Annotated in this window: 19 protein-coding genes and 1 other RNA gene; 14 read left to right on the forward strand and 6 right to left on the reverse strand. The window is 40.8% G+C overall.

Annotated features, from left to right (window positions below; translation table 11 throughout):
- Window positions 1-91: 91 nt before the first annotated feature.
- From EI164_RS01835 to EI164_RS01850, 4 genes are all read left to right on the forward strand, one after another.
- Entirely contained in the window at window positions 92-868 is a 777-nt protein-coding gene (locus EI164_RS01835; RefSeq protein ID WP_192518295.1) for a phospholipase D family protein, read from the forward strand.
- Between the two features lie 249 nt (window positions 869-1,117).
- Window positions 1,118-1,756, forward strand: a complete 639-nt coding sequence (locus EI164_RS01840) for a peroxiredoxin (protein WP_192518296.1) — start codon at window positions 1,118-1,120, stop codon at window positions 1,754-1,756.
- Window positions 1,757-1,981: 225 nt separating this feature from the next.
- Complete coding sequence (locus tag EI164_RS01845; RefSeq protein ID WP_192518297.1) at window positions 1,982-2,644, forward strand: glutathione S-transferase family protein; 663 nt, start codon at window positions 1,982-1,984, stop codon at window positions 2,642-2,644.
- A gap of 302 nt (window positions 2,645-2,946) precedes the next feature.
- Window positions 2,947-3,897, forward strand: coding sequence for an META domain-containing protein (locus EI164_RS01850; protein ID WP_192518298.1), 951 nt, complete (start codon window positions 2,947-2,949; stop codon window positions 3,895-3,897).
- 121 nt (window positions 3,898-4,018) lie between these two features.
- Here the strand turns inward: EI164_RS01850 and ruvC are convergent, their stop codons facing one another.
- Window positions 4,019-4,603, reverse strand: a complete 585-nt coding sequence (gene ruvC, locus EI164_RS01855; protein ID WP_192518299.1) for a crossover junction endodeoxyribonuclease RuvC — start codon at window positions 4,601-4,603, stop codon at window positions 4,019-4,021.
- Window positions 4,604-4,862: 259 nt separating this feature from the next.
- On the opposite strand from ruvC, the gene EI164_RS01860 reads away from it, so the two are divergent.
- On the forward strand, window positions 4,863-5,486 hold the full coding sequence (locus tag EI164_RS01860; RefSeq protein WP_192518300.1) for an FxsA family protein: 624 nt from the start codon (window positions 4,863-4,865) through the stop codon (window positions 5,484-5,486).
- A gap of 117 nt (window positions 5,487-5,603) precedes the next feature.
- On the opposite strand, the gene ssrS is transcribed toward EI164_RS01860, so the two are convergent.
- A non-coding RNA gene (gene ssrS / locus EI164_RS01865) (6S RNA) lies at window positions 5,604-5,799 on the reverse strand.
- A 247-nt stretch (window positions 5,800-6,046) separates the two neighbouring features.
- Here ssrS and gpmI point away from each other — a divergent pair.
- On the forward strand, window positions 6,047-7,684 hold the full coding sequence (gene gpmI, locus EI164_RS01870) for a 2,3-bisphosphoglycerate-independent phosphoglycerate mutase (protein ID WP_192518301.1): 1,638 nt from the start codon (window positions 6,047-6,049) through the stop codon (window positions 7,682-7,684).
- Between the two features lie 236 nt (window positions 7,685-7,920).
- Window positions 7,921-9,420, forward strand: a complete 1,500-nt coding sequence (locus EI164_RS01875) for a S41 family peptidase (protein ID WP_192518302.1) — start codon at window positions 7,921-7,923, stop codon at window positions 9,418-9,420.
- A 64-nt stretch (window positions 9,421-9,484) separates the two neighbouring features.
- Here EI164_RS01875 and EI164_RS01880 read toward each other — a convergent pair whose 3' ends face one another.
- The 3 genes from EI164_RS01880 to EI164_RS01890 all read right to left on the reverse strand — a co-directional run bounded on the left by EI164_RS01880 (window position 9,485) and on the right by EI164_RS01890 (window position 13,848).
- Window positions 9,485-11,179, reverse strand: coding sequence for a sigma-54-dependent transcriptional regulator (locus EI164_RS01880; protein ID WP_192518303.1), 1,695 nt, complete (start codon window positions 11,177-11,179; stop codon window positions 9,485-9,487).
- Between the two features lie 209 nt (window positions 11,180-11,388).
- The gene (locus tag EI164_RS01885) at window positions 11,389-13,116 is read right to left on the reverse strand and encodes a sensor histidine kinase (RefSeq protein ID WP_192518304.1); all 1,728 of its coding nucleotides are present in this window, start codon (window positions 13,114-13,116) and stop codon (window positions 11,389-11,391) included.
- A gap of 96 nt (window positions 13,117-13,212) precedes the next feature.
- Window positions 13,213-13,848 carry a response regulator gene (locus EI164_RS01890; RefSeq protein ID WP_192518305.1) on the reverse strand — a complete coding sequence of 212 codons (636 nt, stop codon included), beginning with the start codon at window positions 13,846-13,848 and terminating at the stop codon, window positions 13,213-13,215.
- Between the two features lie 413 nt (window positions 13,849-14,261).
- Here EI164_RS01890 and EI164_RS01895 point away from each other — a divergent pair, with 413 nt between their 5' ends.
- Window positions 14,262-15,311 (forward strand): serine hydrolase, encoded by a 1,050-nt coding sequence (locus tag EI164_RS01895; protein ID WP_192518306.1) that lies wholly within the window; start codon window positions 14,262-14,264, stop codon window positions 15,309-15,311.
- 81 nt (window positions 15,312-15,392) lie between these two features.
- A complete protein-coding gene (locus tag EI164_RS01900) occupies window positions 15,393-16,061 on the forward strand; it encodes a thiamine phosphate synthase (protein WP_192518307.1) in 669 nt (222 codons plus the stop codon).
- Between the two features lie 28 nt (window positions 16,062-16,089).
- Here EI164_RS01900 and EI164_RS01905 read toward each other — a convergent pair whose 3' ends face one another.
- Complete coding sequence (locus tag EI164_RS01905) at window positions 16,090-16,419, reverse strand: TraR/DksA family transcriptional regulator (RefSeq protein ID WP_192518308.1); 330 nt, start codon at window positions 16,417-16,419, stop codon at window positions 16,090-16,092.
- A gap of 470 nt (window positions 16,420-16,889) precedes the next feature.
- Here EI164_RS01905 and EI164_RS01910 point away from each other — a divergent pair, with 470 nt between their 5' ends.
- The 5 genes from EI164_RS01910 to ruvB all read left to right on the forward strand — a co-directional run bounded on the left by EI164_RS01910 (window position 16,890) and on the right by ruvB (window position 22,170).
- Window positions 16,890-18,092, forward strand: coding sequence for a phosphoglycerate kinase (locus EI164_RS01910; RefSeq protein WP_192518309.1), 1,203 nt, complete (start codon window positions 16,890-16,892; stop codon window positions 18,090-18,092).
- 255 nt (window positions 18,093-18,347) lie between these two features.
- Entirely contained in the window at window positions 18,348-18,713 is a 366-nt protein-coding gene (locus EI164_RS01915; protein ID WP_192518310.1) for a hypothetical protein, read from the forward strand.
- A gap of 554 nt (window positions 18,714-19,267) precedes the next feature.
- Window positions 19,268-20,305 carry a class II fructose-bisphosphate aldolase gene (fba, locus tag EI164_RS01920; protein WP_192518311.1) on the forward strand — a complete coding sequence of 346 codons (1,038 nt, stop codon included), beginning with the start codon at window positions 19,268-19,270 and terminating at the stop codon, window positions 20,303-20,305.
- Window positions 20,306-20,391: 86 nt separating this feature from the next.
- Window positions 20,392-21,015 (forward strand): Holliday junction branch migration protein RuvA, encoded by a 624-nt coding sequence (ruvA, locus tag EI164_RS01925; RefSeq protein ID WP_192518312.1) that lies wholly within the window; start codon window positions 20,392-20,394, stop codon window positions 21,013-21,015.
- A gap of 171 nt (window positions 21,016-21,186) precedes the next feature.
- Entirely contained in the window at window positions 21,187-22,170 is a 984-nt protein-coding gene (ruvB, locus tag EI164_RS01930; protein WP_192518313.1) for a Holliday junction branch migration DNA helicase RuvB, read from the forward strand.
- The last annotated feature ends 87 nt before the right edge of the window (window positions 22,171-22,257 follow it).

Genomic DNA, 22,257 nt, shown 5'->3' on the forward strand with positions numbered 1-22,257 from the left:
TAGTTTGCAAATATACCCATTTCTAGTACGCTAGAGGTGGGTTTTTTTGTGGATAGGTATAAATTGTAATAGTAGAAATTGAGGATAAAAAATGGCAAAGTTTTTAAACAGCAGTGGGACGACTTATCACTTAGAAGAGTTAATCAAAAATGCCTCTGATAGACTGGTTATTATCAGTCCATATTTAAAGCTTAATGAACGTATTAAAGAGCTATTGGAAGATCGCAATCGTCTGAAAATTGATATTAGAATTGTTTATGGTAAGAATGATCTACATCCTGAAGAAATTAACTGGCTTAAAAACCTGACCTTTATTCGTACCAGTTTTTGTAAGAATCTACATGCCAAATGCTACTTGAATGAAAATGAGTGCATTATTACCAGTTTGAACCTTTATGAGTTTAGCCAAGTCAATAACAATGAAATGGGGGTACTCATTTATCGTAATGAGGACGCTAAACTCTACGCCGATACCTATGAAGAAGCACAGCGTATTATTCGTATTAGCGAGGAGGTGCGAATGTCTCTTGAAAAAGTCAGTGCATCTGACGGTGGAAACGATGACAAAGTCACCTCTAGCAACTCTACGGCGAATACCAATACTAATACTAATACTAATACTAATACAACAGCGAAATCTAGCACAGAGTCGGCGACACCAAACTATTCTAAATTAACGACAGCTAAGCTTGCGAAAGAGTTGGGCTACAAAACACAAGAATTAAATAACAAGTTATTGGCAGCTGGTTATCTGCAAGAGAAAGAAGGCGAGTTGGTCTTAACAGACGCAGGACGATCAGCCAGTGGCATAAGCAAGAGAGGGAAGTTCGGGGAATTCTGCTTGTGGGATGCAGGGATGGTGGTGTAACAGATTGTCTCGGTATATACTAATTTGGTTGGTAAAAAATGGAATAACTGCATTACAATCCATCACAAGACAGTAATAAACAGTTTGATAATATAGGATGAAGTTTTTGCTGACGTACTTTGCATTATTGTGTAGTATCTAACAGAGTACGTTGATAATAATAGAGAGTGTGGATATCTTTGGATACTAGCACTCATCACTAACTCGTTAACAAACGAACTGATTAACAAACATAATAAGGAATAAAGCATGGCACATTTACGTTTAGGCGATACCGCACCAAATTTTGACGCAACGACGACAGATGGCGATATTAGCTTCCATGATTGGGCAGGTGATAACTGGGTTGTTTTCTTCTCGCATCCAGCTGACTTCACGCCAGTTTGTACCACTGAGCTTGGCCGCGCTGCTGCACTGAATGGCGAATTCCAAAAGCGTGGTGTTAAACCAATCTGCATCTCAGTCGATGGTATAGACGATCATCATGCTTGGGCAAAAGACATCGGTGAGACTCAAGGTACTGACTTGAACTTTCCAATCATCGCCGATCCAAACAAAGAAGTCGCCGAGCTATACGACATGATGCATCCAAATGCCGATAGTACTCATACCGTACGTAGCGTGTTTATCATTGATCCAAGCAAAAAAATTCGTTTGATTTTAACCTACCCAGCTAGCTGTGGTCGTAACTTTGATGAGATTCTTCGTGTTATTGACGCGCTACAACTGTCTGATGAATACAATATTGCAACACCAGTAGATTGGAAAGATGGTGATGATGTGATTATTCCACCAAGTGTTAAGAATGAAGACATTGCTGCTAAATATCCTAAAGGTTATACAGAGGTTAAACCTTATCTACGTACCACACCTTCACCAAATAAATAAGGTGGAGCAGTCCTGTCATTAAAAATAATAAGCCCTGTAACGTAATGTTATGGGGCTTTTTACTATTTATATAACAAGCATTATTAGGTTTTGCTATGATGAGCATAGTAGGCTATAACTGTTATATAGCGTATTGGTATTCTGAACTATACGCTATAGTACGATAACCATAACAAAGTCTATCAGCGCTGAGTCGCTTTGAGTCCAACTTACAAGGAGTTTGTCATGAAAAAATTATACGTAACCCGTACCGCACCAAACCCACGCAAGGCACTTATCTTATTAGCATCAAAAGGTATTGACGTTGATGATATTGATGATATCGACGTCATTGATATTGATTTCGCTGCTAATGAGCAGAATTCAGATGAGTTTACCCAAATAAATCCGATGCGAACCGTGCCAGTGTTGGTATTAGGTGATGGCACAGTACTCAATGATTCACAGGCCGTTTGCGAATACCTAGATCGTGTTTATGGTGAGCGCTCAGTGATGGGTAATGATGTCATACAACGCGCCCAAGTGTGCTCTATGCGCCGTATTGCAGAGTTTGAAGTCTTGTATAACTTTATGTTGGCATTTCAGCACAGTAATCCTGCAAAAGCCCAACGTGTTGAGCAAGTGCCAGAGTTTGTCACACCATCTATCGCACGAGGGGTCAAAACACTCGCGTATTTTGAAAACATCTTAGAAGGCCGTGAGTATCTGGTTGGTGAGCAATTGAGTTTTGCTGATATCGTCCTATATATCGGTTTAGATTTTGGAAAAGTGCTGAAAGTAGATCCTAATGAGCAGGGCAAAAATTTGGCTCGTTTTTATCAAATGATGAATGAGCGCTTTAGTATTAAAAATATGGCAAAAGCCAAACTTGCTCACAAAGATGCATAGATAAAACGTCAAAATTAACAAGTGACTTATCATCGTTAGCCTTGGTGGTTGATAGTAGCATCAACTATTCAAGGCTTTTTTATGACGGTATATGGAAAAATAGTAGTCAGAATGGCAGTTACTATGAAACTATAAAATCGAACACTTTGTTACAACCAAAACAGTCACTAGCGCTATAGTATGCAGGTATTTACACTATATATTAGGTTGATGCCATATATTAATTTTATGTCATCAATTGTTTAGACTTGTAAGAAAAGGATAATTATGATGCATACGAATAGCTACAAGGTATGACTGTTATGACATCGTCTGTTAAAAAACGACCTGTTAGTTTGATCTGTGTGTCCAGCTTGTTGGCAGCCAATGTGGCACTAAGTGCCTGTCAAGGCTCGTCTACACCCAGTGAAAATATGGCAGTAGATAATGCTAACGCAGTCACGAGAAATACAGATAATATGGATGGTGACATCATATCTAACGTTATGGTTGGAGAAGATCAAGCAACGGTGAAAGAGATGAGTGCTGAAGAAGCCATGATTCACAATCTTTCACGTTATCGTTGGACGCTCATATCTGCAGCCGATAGTAGCGATCAACCATTAGATACATTGATGCAAATCACTAACCAAGTACGTTTGTCATTCAATCAACACCAAGGTCAAAACACCTTAAACTATAGTGTCGGCTGTAACACTATGAGTGCTGTGTATCAGCTGCAAGGTTCTGCCTTAACTATTGAAGACAGCATGAGTACCAAGATGTCTTGTGGCGATCTTGATAAGGCCGAAAACAGCTTAAGTCAGCTGATGCAAGGCAATAGTCAACTTGTTTTTGCGACAGGTAGTGATGTTTTTAAAGATGATACACCAATACTGACGCAAGTAACTAACGACTCGGCTACTTTGGTTTGGGAAGGCAAACTCACACCACAAGCTAAGTATAATAGCAAAGGTGAGGCAGTATTTTGGGCGGTAAGTGCTGATATGGTACCGTGCGCAGACAGTGACGCACCGACGTGCTTACGAGTTAAACCGATTACTTATAATAATCAGGGTATTAAGGTCAGTGAAGGCGAATGGAGTGTATTTACTGGTGAGATCGATGGCTACCAGCATGATAGCAAGCATGATGAAGTATTACGTCTACAGCGTTATCGACTAAGTAACAGTGATGGAACAAAAGGCAGTGCATCAGGTGAAGAATACGCTTATGTCTTGGACGCAGTTATTCAAAGCTCGGTAGCGGAATAGTTTTAAGTCTAGATCATATGAATGTTTCGGTCAAACGTATTAGTTTTAACCTTTACTAAGTTTGCCGTTCAAATCAAAACACGCGCCATATAGACGCGTGTTTTTTTATGGTTGTCTATATTTAACGTAGATTACCTAAATCTTCTTCGGTCAAACGCCAGCGGCCTTTTTTCTTGGAAGCACCGCGTCCACGCATAGCGCTGTTCAGTAGCAATTTATTCATCGAATGGCTTGAATGTGCATGACAAATAGCGCAGGCAAGTCCATCAGCTGCATCTTGTTGCGGTATCACGTCTAAAGATAATATCCGGCAAACCATTTCCTGTACTTGTTCTTTTGCTGCTGCACCATAACCACAAACGGCTTGTTTAATCTGACGTGCGGTATACTCTGAGACTTCCAAGTCCAATGCTACCATAGCAGCAATCGCTGCACCTCGTGCTTGTCCAAGCTTAAGTGCAGAGTCTGGATTTTCAGCCATAAACACCTGCTCAATAGCGGTGTAAATAGGCTCGTCAGTATATTTCAAATGATGTTGGGTAATTCGTGTTAAGCCATTAAAAATACGCTTAAGTCGCTCAGGCATCTCTTTGGTATCTGTACGGATAGTGCCCGCATCGATATATATCAATTTGTCGCCGGTTTGATGAACGATACCATAACCCGTCATGCGCGAGCCTGGATCAATTCCGATAATAATGGCCATAGTACTCCGTTTTTTTACATTTTGTTTTGGGTTCAATCTTATATAAATTGGATATAGAATACGATTTGTCCAGCACTACTACTCGCAGTGCTTTTACTCAACTTGCTTGTATCCAAATTATATTGTACCGACTATATGACTTAAAAATGAGCCTATAGTTTGATAGTATAGCAATCAATCCCCATATACATCATATGTTAGCCATCTTAATTTGCATGGCACTCAATTTATTGATTTTTATTTTAAAGGACGACACTTTATGGGTCAGATAGTTGGTATTGCCATCGTTTGGTTTATTATCGAGATGCTACTATGGTATTTGCTTGCTCAATTTATGAGCGGCTGGTGGGTGTTCATGTGGTTTATCGTTGCTGCAGTCATTGGTATTTCACTCATCCGTAAAGGAATGGCAGCACTCAATCCAATGGCACAGCAGATGAAAGCTGGTGGCATGATGAACCCATCAATGCGTCCGCAAGAATCGACCATGATTAAAAGCGTGGCGATGGCAGCAGCGGGTATTTTACTCCTAATTCCTGGTGTGCTCAGTGATTTTCTCGCGTTACTAGTTATATTACCACCAGTGCAAAAGAAGCTTAAAGACTTTGCCAATAATTACGTCATGAACAATCAGCAAAAAATGATGGAAATGATGGCCAAGCAGATGGGTGGGCAAATGGGCGGTGGACAAAACCCGTTCGGCGGTATGGGTGGTCAAAACCCATTTGGTGGAGCAGGTGGTATGAACGGACAGAACCCGTTTGGTCAGCAACAACAAAACCCGTTTGGTGATGTTTTTAAACAACACACAACTGTAGATGGTACTGCCAAAAACATTCCTAAAGACGTGAAAAAAATCACTAAATCTGCCAATGATGAATAATCATTAACAGATAGGTATAAAAAAGCCCCTTTTGTTGATGACAAAAGGGGCTTTTTGTTGGTTATAACCAATTAATTATAAGCTCATTCGTTATACTTCAAAAGGTTAAAACCGAATATAACAACCGAAGTGCCGCCGCAAGATGGTGACCCATGAACCGTGAAGTTCAGGGCGGATGCGTCATTGCCTCTGTAGGTTTCCTGATACACCGCAAGCGGTGCAGGCATACGCATTGAGACAATAGGTACCACATCCTGGTAAAGCATTATCGGCTCAGGGAATAAACATCTACTAGCCAACACTTCAGAATATAATTATCTTAACCAATGGTTTGGGTGATTGCAAGTGCGATTTACAGATTGCTACTGTAGGTTTGATGTTAGGTATTATTGATGCTGATTTTTAAGCTTATTCTGAGTAAGCAATCAGTGCTGCTAGCCACTAATTATGGGCTTGCAAGGGCTGTTTTTCAGCTATTTTAAGATGTGTGTTAAGATAGAAGGCTTTAAACATCCTAATACAGCATTATAGGCGTTCATTCACTTGAGGAGCGGTAATTCATGACCCATAATAACCATCAATCAGAATCTCTTAATAATAGTCAAGCTCAACTCAATAATAAAAAAATACCGCATGTCTTAATGATACTAGATGGTTTTGGAAATCGTGAAGAAGATAAAGATAATGCGATTGCGGCTGCTGATATGCCAAATTTAGATAAGATTTATCAGCAGTATCCGCATGGGCTAATATCAGCTTCAGGAGAAGATGTTGGTTTACCAGATGGTCAATTTGGTAATTCAGAGGTTGGGCATATGAACTTGGGCGCTGGCCGTGTTCTTTATCAAGATTCCACTCGTATTTCAAGCGAGCTGTCTAATCGTGAGTTTTATAAAAACGAAGCGTTGGTAAATGCTGTTAAAGCTGCAAATGAGCTTGGTGGTAATGTACACATCATGGGGCTGTTATCAGATGGTGGGGTGCATTCTCATCAGGACCATATCGAAGCAATGTGTCACTCAGCATTGGTACATGGCGCCGAAAATGTCTTCGTCCATTGTTTTTTAGATGGTCGTGATACACCGCCGAAGTCTGCCGATAAGTATATAAACCGTCTACGCACGCATATTAATAAACTCAATGAGCATTATGAAGGTGGTCGAGTACAGATAGCGAGTATTATTGGTCGCTACTATGCAATGGATCGTGATAATCGCTGGGATAGAGTCCAAAAAGCCTATGAGCTTATCACTGAAGGTAAGGCTGATCGTTTAGCTACTCGTGCAGATGGTGCAGTGCAAGCTGCTTATAAAGCACGTGAGACGGATGAGTTTGTTAGTCCGACTACTGTGATTGGACGTGATGAAGTACCATATACTGTCGACGACAATGATGCGCTTATTTTTATGAATTTCCGTGCTGATCGTGCTCGTGAACTTGCCCAAGCATTTGTACTGCCAGATCATGAGTTTCCTGGATTTGCTCGTAATAAACAACCGAAACTTGCAGCGTTTGTGATGCTGACCAAGTATTCAGATGTGTTGGCTGATAATTCAAAAACCAGTATCGCTTATCACCCAACATCCTTGACGAATACACTTGGCGAGTATTTGCAAGATCAAGGTAAAACACAGCTACGTATCGCAGAAACCGAAAAATATGCTCACGTGACGTTTTTCTTTAGTGGTGGTCGTGAAGACGAGTATCAAGGCGAGACTCGTATTTTAGTACCTTCTCCAGATGTGGCTACTTATGACTTACAACCTGAAATGAGCGCACCTGAAGTAACAGATAAATTGGTAGAGGCGATTGAGTCTGGTCAATACGATACACTCGTAGTGAATTATGCCAATGGTGATATGGTTGGGCATACAGGTATATTTGATGCTGCTGTCCAAGCTGTTGAGTCGCTAGATGTCTGTGTGGGTCGTGTGGCGGCAGCAGTGCGAGCAGCTGGTGGTGACATGCTTATCACAGCTGATCATGGTAACTGTGAACAGATGCAGGATTATGAAAGTGGGCAAGTACATACGCAGCATACTACTGAATTAGTACCTTTGATTTATGTGGGTGATAAGAAGCTGCAAGTGCGTAGTGGTGGTAAGCTGAGCGATGTTGCTCCTACTATTTTGGCACTGATGGATCTCGAAATACCAATTGAAATGACAGGTAAAAGCTTATTGCTTCCTGTGTCATGATTTATTGCTGAGTGATTTTAGTCTTTATATTTTGACAGTATATTAGTATTGTTTATAGTGATAAAAAAGGAGAGATACCAGCTATCTTTCCTTTTTTTTCGATACATTTTCCCTAAATTACGTGCAATACTAGTCTAGTCTTAAGCCCATGCTTGGTGTTATGTTGTGAGACACATATTGATGAATACATCATTAACAATGATTTTGTACATTCTATTATTTAATTGAGTTCTCTTATGCCTCCTTTCTACTTTATACGCTCGTCTGTGTTTAAACGATTGGGCAAGCCAATGATACGCTTATCAAGCGCACCTACTGTCTGTAAGCCTGTATTGATAATTGGTTTGCTTGGATTAAGTACGGTTAGTATGTACGCACAGGCAGCAACACTAGAGACAACTGATACGACTCATAGTCCTACGGCAGGTTTGCAGCTTATTAGTCTAAATGATGATGAAATAGCCACCGAAAATGATATTGATAATTTATCAGATATTGCTGATATGCTCGATGCTGCAGATGAGCCTGATGACTCAATAGATAGTATTCCAGATGAAACAGCGCTAACTGATGATACGGATGATATCGATACCAGTATTCCACCTGAAGTTGCACAAGTATCATTAAATGCCATTTCTCCAGAGACGCTTAAGACGTTTGTCGCTGTAGTAGATTTAGTGCGCCGTGAATATGTGGATACGGTGAATGATGAAGAGCTTTTTAGTAATGCAATGAGCGGAATGCTAACCAAGCTTGATAGTCACGCTGAGTTTTTGGATGCTGAAGCCTATGAGAACCTGCGTGCTTTTACAGAAGGTGATGTCGGTGATGTTGGTATTAAAGTCACTTATCAATCCGCATCTGGCCATTGGGTAATCACAGAGGTTAGTGATAATTCACCTGCTGATAAAAAAGGCATTGCTGTTGGTGACTACTTGCATCAAGTAGATGAGTTTAAACTTAATGCAAACAAAGAAAGCAATGATGTCCAGCAGCTCTTAACAGGGATTGCTGGTACGCAAGTAGATATTGTGACGTCAACTGCTGGGCGTCGTAAGCATACGACTACGTTGCAGCGTAATAATAGTCACCCTCAAGTGATTGAAGCAAGGCTGGTCAACGGTATTGCTATCGTCAAATTACCTGCTTTTCAAAACAACAGCCGTGAAAAACTGTTAGAAAGCTTAATTGATTTAGACGCACCCATACAGGGTATCTTGTTAGACATGCGTGATAATCCAGGTGGTGTATTAACATCAGCGGTTAGCGTTGCTAGTTTGTTTATGACTGATACGGATGTGGTACAAGTAAAAGCGCGTCAAAGTGATTCACGTACGCTCTCGACTCAAGGTGCAGCATTACTTGAACCATTGCCATTAGTGGTGTTGCAAAATCGCTATTCAGCATCAGCAGCTGAGGTGTTGGCCAGCAGTTTACAGGCGCAAAAGCGTGCTACTATCGTTGGTGAAGTGAGTTATGGTAAAGGCTCGGTACAGTCAGTGATTCCACTAAATGATGAACAAGCTGTCAAGCTCACCGTTGCGAAATATATGACAGCATCAGGTAAAAGAATAGATGGTATCGGTGTAAAGCCCGATGTGGCCTTTTCAGGTAATGAGGGTACTTGGGAGCAGCAAGCACTAACTCTTTTAAAAACCAGAGCATTGGCTTCGGGCATTCGTTTTGTTCGTAAGCCTACTCAGGTCGATAAAACGATAGACAAAACAAGTAATTAAGTTTTGGCTGTTGACAGAATGCCGTTGTCAACATTGCCAACCATGAATCATAACGTTTGAGACGTTATGATTCGGATTGATCCTCGGCTATTTCCAATTTTTTCATGCGATAGCGTAAAGAGCGGAAAGTTGTGCCTAGAAGTTCAGCTGCCTGAGTTTTATTCCAACCAGTTTGTTTAAGTGCGGTGATAATTAACTGCTTTTCTTGCTCTTGTAGGTAGTTCTCTAGCCCTTCAGAGGGTAGCTGTCCGTCTGGTAGTTCGTTTATTCTGACTTGCTGACCATCCCTATTTTGCGTCGCTTGATAAATGGTGGTGTCGTTATTGCAATCCTGACTGGCTTCATTCAATGCCTCTATATGATTGTTAGTTGATGGTTGTATCATATTAGGGAAGTGTTGAATATTAGTACGATATGGGTGCAAATTGGTTGTTGTTTGCTGAACCTGAGTGGTTTGTGTTGAATGGAGACGTGTTTCGCTACTTTCTAGCGTTTGATCAGCTGTTTTATGAGTTTTCTCTGGTTCTGGTAAGTATGTATTGTTCGTATTCTCAGGACTTTGGATATTTGTAATGTCTTGATGAGTGTCGATATCAGCGAGGCCCAAGTGAATGGTATCAATGGTTGGATTTTCTGCTAGCGTGACTGCACGTTCAAGAATATTACGTAGCTCGCGAACATTGCCAGCGAAGTTATGATGTTGTAAGCGCGCGCAGGCATCTACAGTTAAGGAAGGTACGGTCTCTAACTGCCATTCATTGGCAATCATTGCCAAGAAGTGCTCAGCCAAAACAGGAATGTCATCACGGCGAGCGTTAAGCGTGGGTAGTTTTAGCTCGATCACATTGATGCGATAATATAAATCTTGTCGAAAGGCTCCGTCTTGTACTAGGCGGTTTAAGTTTTTATGTGTGGCGGATAGAATACGGATATCAACAGGTATTTCTTTAGTATCACCAATAGCTCGCACTGTCTTTTCTTGAATGGCACGCAGTAGTTTTACTTGCATTGCTAAAGGCAGGTCTGCGACTTCGTCTAAAAATAATGTACCGCCATTTGCTTGTTGAAACAGCCCTTGCTTGTCAGTAACAGCGCCTGTGAAGCTGCCTTTTTTGTGACCAAAAAACTCTGACTCTACTAGCTCTGAAGGGATGGCACCGCAGTTAACTGGCACAAAGCTACCATCCCTACGAGGGCTTAGGTCGTGAATTAGTCTCGCAACTACTTCTTTTCCTGTGCCAGAAGCACCTGATAAAAATACAGGTGCTTGTGAGCGTGCTAATTTTAAAATGGTGTTCTTAAGAGGGTGCATCACAGCAGAGTTACCGATAAGCCTACTGTTCAACATTTTTTGCTCAGGTGAAGATTCAGGTGTGCTGGTCGATGCACTGTCTTGATGAATAACCTTTAAAGCATTCTCTACTAACTGTCGTAAACGTGGTAGCTCTAGTGGTTTATTGACGAAATCAAAAGCACCTAACTTTAACGCCTCGATAGCCAAGTCCATACTACCATGCGCAGTAATTACAGCGACAGGAGTGCTAGAGCTACCATTGATTTCTTTTACCAAATCTAGTCCTGAGCCGTCAGGCAGATTTAAATCGGTTAGGCAAAAATCATAATCATTATCTTGCCAGTAGGATTTTGCTTGTGACAGAGTGTAAGCCACATCACTTTTTATCCCCATTTTAGTCAAAGTAATTTGCATTAATCTGCATAGATCTACTTCGTCATCAACGACTAGCGCGGTTGTTGTCATACATCATCTCATCGTATTTATATCTACAAAATTTAAAAAGATAGCATTTTCTAATTAGGACATGTTTGATATTTACAATATATTTAACATTTAAAAATAGTCACTGCTGATCATCAAAACAGCTCCAGACAAGGCGTAAAGTGATGGTAATGCTCGAACCTTAACGAGTATTAAACATGCATTAGACAACCCTTACTTATAGAGCATTTTTATCTCGCATTCATTATGTTCGGACTAGAGCCCACAGAAGGTGCTATTAAGCGAAAACAGGTTTTTTTATGTTCAGGAATATAAAGTAAGCGAGTCTGGTTGGCTTCACAAAATGCTTGTGATAAGTACAACCCTAAGCCAGTACCTTTTTGATCTGTGGTGAAAAAAGGATTGAATAAGTGCTCGAGACTTTCAGAGCTCACACCATCACCATTGTCTAAAACATCGATTATAACATCGTTGTCGGCACAATAAATTTCAATTTCCACATAAGCATGAGAGTGGGCATAGCTACTGTAGCGTAAGCCATTGTTTATTAAATTGATTAAGACTTGTTCCAATTGGTGAGTATCAAATGATATCGTGGGCTGTGCGTTTACTCGTAAAAAAACATCATGTTTTGAAAAGTAGTTTTCCAAAAATGTTGGCATCCATTCAGCCAGTACGATTGACTGCTGATTTGCTGCTTGCTGGCGAGACAGCTTTAAGACATCTTCGATAATGCGATTTACCCGTTTGGTTTGTGAAAATATCATTTTATAAAGCTCGTAATTATTATCGATATCATCATCTGCTGCGTTTTTTTCCTCAGTTTCTGTTACGTCTTCCATTAATAGCTGACTGGCTTGAGAAATAGCTGCTAACGGGTTTCTTATTTCATGGGCGATACTGGCCGTTAATTGCCCTAAAGAAGCCAGTTTTAATTGTTGAGCACTGGCTTGCTCACGGCGTAAATCTTCTAGCATGATGAGTTTGCTATCATCTTTTAAGGGAACGATTTGCACACGTAATTTACCGAATATAGAGGCATTTGCTACTGCTGGTAAATCATAAGTAAAAGTGCATGATTGGCCTTCTACTACTGACAAGCAGGCTTTTAATAACTGTGCATGCTGCTTACTGAGTTGTTGCTCAAAATTGGTTAAGAGCTCAGTATGATTGTTGTTGCGTGCGTGGCTAGCTTCACTGGACGGGTTAGGTAATGGTACTGATACTGACAAATTGTATGAAAGACTCAGTAATTGATGGGCCGCAAGGTTAGCTAGGACAACACGCTGCTTATCAATGACGATGACACCATTCGCCATCTGTGCGATTACTTCTTGATTGATGACATTCAATCGTTCTACTTCTTTTGCTTGTCCCGCTGCTACTTTTTCAAGTTGCATCAGGCGCTGCGAAATAGACCAACTTAAAAAGCCAACGGCCAAAAAGCTGACAGACATGAGTAGAGCATTACCTAAGTTTGCCAAATTTATACTATTGGCAATGGCATAAAAAAACTGCTGATAAATAACAAAAATAATTGCAAGTAGGGTAACAATGAATGCTTGTGAGGCATTGAGCAGCATAAAGCTCGCTGCAACCACTACCATATATAGCATGGTGAGCTGTAAGTCAGGAGCGCCAGCTGTATAAAGTAATAAACTCAATATCACAACATCTAATACCAAACCAAAAGCGAGTTGGCGTTGCATTTTTTTATGTACTACATAAAACAGTCCAAGTAAGATTAGACTCAGTAGAATATAAAAGCTAAGGGCAGTTTGTTGCAAAAAGCTTGGCAGAGAGACATTATCATTAGCCTGAGCTGTGACATATCCCATCAACATAAAAAATGTACTAAGGACAAAGCGATAACTGCTATAGATGAGCCCTAGCTTTCGTAGCTGTGTTTGTGGAAGGGTATCATCGTGATGTAAATAATGAGTAATAGCAGGCTTCATAAATAGACCGTGGTTGAGAAAGAGTGACTAGGGCGTGTCCTCATTTTCAGCCTGTTTAGATTTTTATGTTCAGACTGAGGACACGATCTAAGTAGTTTACGGCTGAATCAAGCCGTGACGAATGGCCAGATGCGTCAATTTAACATCACTGTCAACGCCGACTTTTTCATAAATGCGATAGCGATAAGTATTGATGGTTTTGACACTGACAAATAGTTGATCAGCTATTTGTTGAGGGCTTTGGCAGTTAACCACCATCATGGCTACCTGCTTTTCACGATCACTTAATAAGTCAAAGGGTGAGTTGGCATTATCTGATAATAAAACATCAGCCAATTGTTCCGCGACATCTTGGCTAAAATAACGACCACCTTGATAAATCTTTTTGATAGCTCGTATCATTTCATCAAGTGGCGTGCCTTTGGTAATATAACCATTGACGCCCGCTTTTATGAGCATCGATGGGTAGGGCTGTGCTGACATACTACTGACGGCTAATATCTTGATACCCATATCCAGTTGAATCAACCGCTTAGTTGCTTCGAGCCCACCGATATTAGGCATATTAACATCCAGCAACACCACATCAGGGCGCAGTTTTTTGGCCAGTTTAATAGCCATATCACCGCTGTCTGCTTCGCCGACCACTTCGATATCGACACTATCTGATAGCATACGACTGATACCCATTCTTACCAAATCATGATCATCAACTACCAATACTTTAATCATAACGATACTCTTTATTATTCGTGAGAATGAAGGTTTTGACTGATGCTAAATGACAAGTAGATTCCAGACATCTGAGTCATCTAAAGGTTGTGGTATTTAAAATATTATTATCTAATATATAGCGTGTTGAACATACCCTATATTGAATATGGATGATAGCCACATTCAAAATGAATGCATGTTTCTAAAACGTAAATCAATGTTTCTACAATATAAGTTGGTTGTAGAGAAATTTGAATTCGGTAAAAATAAACCGTTAAATCAGTTTGATGCATTAAACTTAAATGCAAACCATGATACACTAAAAATACAAAAACTCTATACGAGTACTTACAAACACATCTATAAAGGCTACGTACGTTCTTGGCGCCAGACAGTGTATAACTGACGTGATAACGACAGCAGGGGGCATAATGAGACAACTACCATTAACCAAACAGCAACTAATCGCTGCTATGATTTCATTGAGTTTGGGCAGTGCATCACAAGCGGCACTTACGATTAATGGTAGCACTGATACTGGTTCTAGTGCTCGCATGAGTTGGGGCGGTGCTGATAGCCTGTCTGAAGCGCGTAATATCATGTACAAATCCAACAGCTCCACTATCACAAAAACTGATAATGGTTCTGGTGCCACTTTCGCTAGTAATAACAACAGTTACAATACCACTTACAGTGGTAAGTTTGGCAGTAGCGACATGCTGCCAATCAGTACTGATTCGCGCAGTGTCGCGGTAATCGATGCTGAAACTGGTGAATCTATTTATGAAAAAAATGCTGATGCTGCGCGCCCGATGGCCAGTATCACAAAAATTATGACCGCGATGGTTGTATTAGATGCAGGCCTTGACATGCGTGAAGAAATTACGCTTGATGCAGAAGATTTTGTTGGTCCAAAGCGTGCTAGCTCTCGCTTGAAAGCTGGTGATCGTTTGAATCGTGCTGAAATGCTATTAATGGCATTGATGAAATCAGAAAATCCAGCAGCGAAAAGTCTAGCGCGTAATTATCCAGGTGGCTATAGCGCCTTTATTCGTGCTATGAATCGTAAAGCTCAAGATTTGGGTATGACTACCGCTTTCTTTGGCGATCCAACGGGTCTTGATAAGCGCAATGTCGCTTCATCAAAAGATCTCGTAAAAATGGTACGTGCCGCTGGTAATTACGATGTCATTCGTCGTTTCTCCACCACTAAGAGCTACGATTTCTTTGTCTCAAACTATTCAAGTGGTAACCGTACCTATAAAGCCAACAACACTAGTAGTTTGGTGCGTGATGGTAGTTACCCAATTGGTATCTCAAAAACAGGATTCATTAATGAAGCAGGTCGTTGTGTCGTGATGGAAACTCGCGTAAACAACCGTCCAGCGATTATTGTTATCTTAGGTGCGAACAGTTCAGCCACACGTTGGGGTGATGCCAAAAATATTCTCAACAGTTTAGCGACACGTCGTACAGTGTAAGCTTATTGTTTTGATACTTATAAAAAGGCTGTTATGTGATATAACAGCTTTTTTATTGTGTGGAAATTACGGACGTATTATATGATTCAGTTATCAAATATTTTACAGCCTCAGTTGTATTTGCTGACCAACGATGACGAGTTTGAGATTCTCTATCAAAAGTTAGAAGCAGCACTGGCAACAGGATTAATTGCGCTACTACAAATCCGCCGTAAGAGAACACTTTCTCTACCTGATGGTGCCTCAGAGTTGTATAAAGAGGCGAAGCAAATAGTCGATTTGGCCAGTACGTATAACGTACCCGTTGTTATTAACGATGATATTGGTTTGGCAGCAAAGCTTGGCGTTGGTGTACATTTGGGTCAAAAAGATGGCAGTATTAGCGATGCCAAAAAATATCTATCATCAAATCAAATCATTGGCCGTACGTGTCACTGTGAGTCGGAATTAGTGGCAGAGGCAAAAAAAGATGGCGCGAGTTATGCTGCGATGGGCGCAGTCTTTACGTCTATGACCAAACCAAATGCCGATATTGTATCGCATGAGCAGATTGTTTCAGGTTGTCAGCAAGGTATAGATATGTGTGTGATAGGTGGTCTAACGGCTGAAAATGTCTCGAATTTAGCAGGATTACCGATTAAGTATGTCGCGGTAGTAGGCGATATTATGGATTTACCCATCCCAGAAATAGCAAATCGCTGTCGTGAGTGGCAGCAGGCGTTTTCTGAGTGGGGACCACCTGCTTTATAATTTATTCGTCAGAAATAGCAGTAAATAGTTATTCAGCATGCTCCATACATAATGTAGCGTAGGGTAGTGCTTCTAAGCGTTTTTCTTCGATTTGCTTGTCACACACCTCACATTCACCATAAGTGTTGTTTTCGATGCGATTGAGAGCATTTTCGACATAGCTTAAGTTTTGGCGCGCTTCGTCCATAAGGTTTTTGCGCATACCGTTTTGACGATAAGAAATCGCTTGGTCGTCCCAATGCTCATTGAGATCATCTTGTGGGTTTTGAATATGATCTTCTATTTTGCCAATTCTAATTTCATATTCGTCTTTAAGTTTCAACAGATTTTGTTTGGCAGTGTTTAGATTAATACTCATTGTATTCTCCTAATAATTATATTTTCCTAATGATTGTAGTCATGCTGGCCTATATCCGTAAGCCTTTTTTTATTGATTGTAGTAATGCGAATTGTCTTATGGTAAAGGACAGGTTTTTCAGAAACCACCACAGAATGTTAAGGTTTCTTATTCCACTACATTCTCATGTTAAGTTTTTAATTAATATGTTGGTTATGAGCTGTTGATATAAACTGGTAGAATACATCGCCATCGACTTTGGTTCGTTAAATCACATTACTACTATAAATGAGCCAAAACACGGTGCGGAATATAGAAAATCTTTGTCATATAACTACAAAGATATCTTTTATCCAGTCAAAAATTAGAAATAAATAAAATGATTGAGGATACACATCCAGGAAATGATGGTGAGTAATTCTTTTTATAGCAACATTTAGCAATAACAGTAAGCTTAAATTAACCAACAGATTGATGCATAGGAGCAGTTCATGAATTTTTTGCGTATGAGTGAGTTGAACTTAACGGATAAAGTGGTATTAATTCGAGAAGATCTAAACGTACCTATTAAAAACAATAAAGTCACGAGTGATGCTCGCTTGCAAGCAAGTTTGCCTACTATTCAGATGGCATTAGAAAAAGGCGCTGCCGTTATCGTTTGTTCACATTTGGGACGCCCGACTGAAGGTAATCTAGAAGCAATATATTCATTAGCACCTGTTGCTGATTATTTGAGCGATAAGCTAGCGGTGTCAGTGAGTCTCAATCGTGAGTATTTGACTGAAGGAGCACCTATCAAAGCTGGTGAAGTCGTACTATTAGAGAATATGCGTTTTAATGAAGGTGAAAAGAAAAACGATGCTTCTTTGGCAAAAAAATATGCCGACTTATGCGATGTATTTGTGATGGATGCTTTTGGTACGGCACATCGTGCGCAAGCATCAACAGAAGGTGTCACTCAAGCCATGCGTCAAGCAGGAAAAACAGTCTGTGCAGGTCCTCTATTGGCTGCTGAGCTTGATGCTTTGAGCTTAGCACTTGAAACACCAGCACAGCCAATGCTTGCAATTGTTGGTGGCTCGAAAGTATCAACAAAATTAGAAGTCTTACATAGCTTGGCTGAAATATGTACACAGATTATCGTTGGTGGCGGTATCGCCAATACTTTTTTAGCAGCGCAAGGTCATAGTGTTGGTGCTTCACTATATGAAGCAGACTTGGTGGATACTGCCCGTGATATTATGAATAAAACGGAAATTTTATTGCCTGATTATGTCATTGTTGCTGATAAAAATGACATTGATTTTGACGATTTTACAGGTTCATTGCAAAAAGCGACTGCCACTGTTAAGTCTATTGATGCGATTGGCGAAGATGACATGATCTTAGACATCGCGCCAGAAAGCGCAAAACAATTGGCTGAGGCCATTCTCAATGCAAAGACTATTTTATGGAATGGTCCAGTAGGTGTGTTTGAAGTAGATGCTTTTGGTCAAGGTACTCAAATATTGGCAGATGCTGTCAAAAATAGCCAGGGCTTCTCCATTGCTGGTGGCGGTGATACTTTAGCAGCAATTGATAAATATCAAGTTGCTGATGGTGTTAGCTATATGTCAACAGGAGGTGGTGCATTCCTGGAGTTTGTAGAAGGCAAGGTTCTTCCTGCAGTTGCTGCGCTACAAATTAGCGCTTAATTTATTAACATTAATTAACATTTTTGAAACATTATTGGTACAATTTAAAACAAGTATTAAAAGTAAGCTATGCAAGCTAATATGTCAGCTATGATTTTTGTTTGTTGATTTTGGATAGAAAACAGGCATAACTACTGATTATTAAGTAGCTATTATTTGTATATATACTGAAAATTGTTATTGCATGTCTTATTTGCACTCTATAAAATAGCGCAACCATGTATATTGACATGTTTTATTTATGAGAGGTTTATTATGTTAAAACGTCATTTGTTACTTGCTAGCGTACTTGCTGGTACTTTTGCAGTTACTGCATGTAGTCAACAAACAGAAGAAAACGCTGAAGCGGCTACTGAGTCTGCTGCTGATGATATCGCTGCAGAAACTGAAGCAACTGCTGCTGAAGCTGAAACTGCTGCTCAAGATGCTGGTACTGAAGTTGCCGAAGGCGCTGAAACTGCTGGTGCTGCTGCAACAGAAGCACTAGAAGACACTGGCAATGCTATCACTGAAGGTGCTAGTACTGTTGTTGAAGGCGCTGCTACTGCTGTTGCTGACGGTGCTGACGCTGTTGCTGACGGTGCAGAAGATGTTGCTGTTGATGCAGAACAACAGTACTAAGCAATGTAATGACTGGTTTGTTGATCTTCTACTGATTGATAGGTAATCCATTAAATCAGTTATGGACATATTTGTTTATTATAAGCTCTCAAAATACTAGAAAAGCCTTGGTGATTGCCAAGGCTTTTTGCATTGCCTCTGACTTGTCTTCAATACATTCTAAACGTTAAATGGGTTGAGAATAGCTAAAACACTGCCAAATGGTCTCAAGTCGCTGATTGATATCCTGGTATTATCTGCATTATTTCCCTCATTTAATGACTGTTTTTTAAATGAGTATGAACTTAGATTTTGTTGGTTAAGTTACAACATTGGTTTTATAAAAAGATAGTTCGATAAATAGTGATGCAACTGCTACGAAGACATCGCAAATTTTGCTATAATCACCGCGTATTAATTACCCCTGAAATGATTAACTGTTTTGCAGATTGACAGTGCTGTCACTGTTATTAAGCAAGGTTTTTTGCTGTTTATTCTAAAGCCCTATTTCAAAAGCTGTCATTTTAAGAGTTATTTTCAAAAACACTATTCAACCTTTAATTAGAGAGCGCTTTATGGCCTTAATTTCTTTACGTCAACTTTTAGACCATGCCGCTGAACACAGCTATGGTGTTCCTGCCTTTAACGTCAATAATCTAGAGCAGATGCGTGCAATCATGATGGCTGCAGATGCTTGTGACTCACCTGTGATTGTACAAGCCAGTGCTGGCGCACGTAAATATGCAGGGTCTGCGTTTTTGCGTCATCTAATTATTGCTGCAATCGAAGAATGGCCGCATATTCCAGTAGTTATGCACCAAGATCATGGTATGTCAGCGGCTATCTGCCAACGCTCAATCCAGCTTGGCTTTTCTTCAGTGATGATGGATGGCTCGCTTGGTGAAGATGGCAAAACGCCAATGGATTACGACTATAATGCCAACGTTACTCGCGAAGTTGTGAAAATGTCACATGCTTGCGGCGTGTCTGTAGAAGGTGAAATTGGTTGCTTGGGTAGTCTTGAGACTGGCATGGCAGGTGAGGAAGATGGCTCTGGCGCAGAAGGTGTGCTAGACCATGAGCAGCTATTGACCAGTGCTGACGAAGCTGAGCAGTTTGTTAAAGATACCAACGTCGATGCTCTTGCTATTGCCATTGGTACTAGTCATGGCGCTTATAAATTTACGCGTCCACCTACAGGTGACATCCTGTCTATTGAACGTGTTAAAGAGATTCATGCCCGTATTCCGAACACGCATTTGGTTATGCATGGCTCGTCATCAGTACCGCAAGAATGGCTAAAAGTCATCAATGAAAATGGCGGTAATATTGGTGAGACTTATGGTGTACCTGTTGAGCAAATCGTTGAAGCGATTAAGCATGGTGTACGTAAAGTGAATATTGATACAGATTTACGTTTGGCATCGACGGGCGCTATCCGTCAGTTTCTTGCAGAAAATCCTAGCGAGTTTGATCCACGTAAATACTTCAAAGCCTCTATGGTTGCGATGTCAGATGTCTGTACCAACCGTTTTGAAGCCTTCGGTTCGGCTGGTCAGGCACATAAGATTCGTCCGTTAAGCCTTGAGGCTATGGTCGATTTTTATAAATAGTTTATTAGGCGTTAAAATCGTGGTTAGATGGCCATAGAGTAGAATCTTTGCCTTCATTGGTTGTGATAGGATAAGAGGTGGTAGATATGATTGGACTTATTACTGGACAGGTGCAGTATTTGATGGCACCAACTGCCTGTATCATGACTGCTTCTGGTGTTGGCTATGATATTGAGTTGCCGCTGCCTTCCTTTTGTCAATTACATCTTAATGAGCAGGCGAGTATTTGGACGCATTTTCATGTGCGTGAAGATGCACAGTTACTCTATGGGTTTATCGATCGAAAAGAACGTGATGTCTTTCGCCAATTGATTAAGATCAATGGGGTTGGGGCAAAAATGGCATTGGCAATGTTATCTGCGATGTCAGCCGCTGAGCTCAAGATGCATGTCGAGCAAGAGTCAGAAACCGCATTGACTCGCATACCAGGTATCGGTAAAAAAACAGCGCAACGTTTATTGATTGAGCTAAAAGACAAATTAAAAAATATCGAAGTTGATAACAGTAATTTAGAGTTTGCGATTGAGCCTGCCGCTATGTCTGACGAAGGTAATATCATTGCTGAAGTCGAGGGGGCATTGATAAGTTTGGGCTATAAAGAAAAAGAAGCTCAGCAAGCGATCAAAGCCGCTAAGAGTAATGGTGACACATTTACAGACACGCAAGGATTATTAAAAGCGACATTGCAGCAGCTATCAACGTTTAAATAATTTTAGTCGTTATTGCTATTCATGGTTATATCAACACATATCGAATAAATAAGCGACATTAATTGTCGCTTATTTTCGTTTTAGCAGATAACTTTTGATGTTTTGCATGACTTATAGATGGCCTTTGGTTATGCTATTTATTAACTAACTTCTCAATATAATGAAAAACTTATGACGCATGATCGTTTGATTAATCCGTTAGAAGGGGCAGGGGATTCCCCTGATTCTAATATTCGACCAGCATTATTGGCTGAGTATATTGGTCAGCCAGTGGTCCGTGAGCAGATGGAGGTTTTTATTGGTGCTGCACGCGGTCGAAATGAAGCGTTAGATCATACGCTTATTTTTGGTCCTCCGGGTTTGGGTAAAACAACCCTTGCCAATATTATTGCACGTGAAATGGGTGGTAATCTGCGTTCGACTTCGGGACCTGTGCTTGAGCGCCCAGGAGATTTGGCCGCTATGTTGACCAATCTAGAAGAAGGAGATGTACTGTTCATTGATGAGATTCATCGGCTGAGCTCGGTCATCGAAGAGATACTGTATCCCGCGATGGAAGATTTTCAGCTCGATATTATGATTGGTGAAGGCCCTGCTGCTCGTTCTATCAAGCTGGATTTACCACCGTTTACACTAGTAGCCGCGACGACCAGAGCGGGGTTATTGACATCGCCACTACGAGATCGTTTTGGTATTGTACAGCGGCTTGAGTTTTATAATATTGTTGATTTGACGACGATTGTTAGCCGTGCTGCACGCTTGATGCGTGTACCGATGAGTGAAGATGGTGCAGTGGAGATCGCTCGCCGCGCGCGTGGTACGCCAAGGATTGCCAATCGTTTATTACGGCGTGTGCGTGATTATGCTGAGGTTAAGGGCGATGGCAGTATTAACGGTCAGATAGCGGGTAGCGCGTTAGATATGCTAGCAGTGGATAGACGAGGTCTGGATCATTTAGACAGGCGTTATATTGAAATATTGCATGAGCGCTTTGATGGCGGTCCTGCCGGAGTCGAAGCGGTAGCAGCGGCAATGGCTGAGGACCGAGGGACGCTTGAGGATGTGATTGAGCCGTACTTAATTCAACAAGGTTATGTGCTGCGTACCGCTCGTGGTCGGGTATTGACCCAAATGGCTATAGATCAGATGTTATAAGGGTTTTCTGCAAGCAAAACCCCTAATGATCCTGAACTGACCCCCAAATATTGGACGGTTTAGTTTATATCAAGGACTGAGTTCTGT

It is taken from the genome of Psychrobacter sp. FME13 (genome assembly GCF_014861395.1).
Classification (GTDB): domain Bacteria; phylum Pseudomonadota; class Gammaproteobacteria; order Pseudomonadales; family Moraxellaceae; genus Psychrobacter.

Excerpts from the sequence above, each read along its gene's own strand:
- EI164_RS01835 (WP_192518295.1), top strand. The coding sequence starts at position 92 with ATGGCAAAGTTTTTAAACAGCAGTGGGACGACTTATCACTTAGAAGAG.
- EI164_RS01840 (WP_192518296.1), top strand. The coding sequence starts at position 1,118 with ATGGCACATTTACGTTTAGGCGATACCGCACCAAATTTTGACGCAACG.
- EI164_RS01845 (WP_192518297.1), top strand. The coding sequence starts at position 1,982 with ATGAAAAAATTATACGTAACCCGTACCGCACCAAACCCACGCAAGGCA.
- EI164_RS01850 (WP_192518298.1), top strand. The coding sequence starts at position 2,947 with ATGACATCGTCTGTTAAAAAACGACCTGTTAGTTTGATCTGTGTGTCC.
- ruvC (WP_192518299.1), bottom strand. The coding sequence starts at position 4,603 with ATGGCCATTATTATCGGAATTGATCCAGGCTCGCGCATGACGGGTTAT.
- EI164_RS01860 (WP_192518300.1), top strand. The coding sequence starts at position 4,863 with ATGGGTCAGATAGTTGGTATTGCCATCGTTTGGTTTATTATCGAGATG.
- gpmI (WP_192518301.1), top strand. The coding sequence starts at position 6,047 with ATGACCCATAATAACCATCAATCAGAATCTCTTAATAATAGTCAAGCT.
- EI164_RS01875 (WP_192518302.1), top strand. The coding sequence starts at position 7,921 with ATGCCTCCTTTCTACTTTATACGCTCGTCTGTGTTTAAACGATTGGGC.
- EI164_RS01880 (WP_192518303.1), bottom strand. The coding sequence starts at position 11,179 with ATGACAACAACCGCGCTAGTCGTTGATGACGAAGTAGATCTATGCAGA.
- EI164_RS01885 (WP_192518304.1), bottom strand. The coding sequence starts at position 13,116 with ATGAAGCCTGCTATTACTCATTATTTACATCACGATGATACCCTTCCA.
- EI164_RS01890 (WP_192518305.1), bottom strand. The coding sequence starts at position 13,848 with ATGATTAAAGTATTGGTAGTTGATGATCATGATTTGGTAAGAATGGGT.
- EI164_RS01895 (WP_192518306.1), top strand. The coding sequence starts at position 14,262 with ATGAGACAACTACCATTAACCAAACAGCAACTAATCGCTGCTATGATT.
- EI164_RS01900 (WP_192518307.1), top strand. The coding sequence starts at position 15,393 with ATGATTCAGTTATCAAATATTTTACAGCCTCAGTTGTATTTGCTGACC.
- EI164_RS01905 (WP_192518308.1), bottom strand. The coding sequence starts at position 16,419 with ATGAGTATTAATCTAAACACTGCCAAACAAAATCTGTTGAAACTTAAA.
- EI164_RS01910 (WP_192518309.1), top strand. The coding sequence starts at position 16,890 with ATGAATTTTTTGCGTATGAGTGAGTTGAACTTAACGGATAAAGTGGTA.
- EI164_RS01915 (WP_192518310.1), top strand. The coding sequence starts at position 18,348 with ATGTTAAAACGTCATTTGTTACTTGCTAGCGTACTTGCTGGTACTTTT.
- fba (WP_192518311.1), top strand. The coding sequence starts at position 19,268 with ATGGCCTTAATTTCTTTACGTCAACTTTTAGACCATGCCGCTGAACAC.
- ruvA (WP_192518312.1), top strand. The coding sequence starts at position 20,392 with ATGATTGGACTTATTACTGGACAGGTGCAGTATTTGATGGCACCAACT.
- ruvB (WP_192518313.1), top strand. The coding sequence starts at position 21,187 with ATGACGCATGATCGTTTGATTAATCCGTTAGAAGGGGCAGGGGATTCC.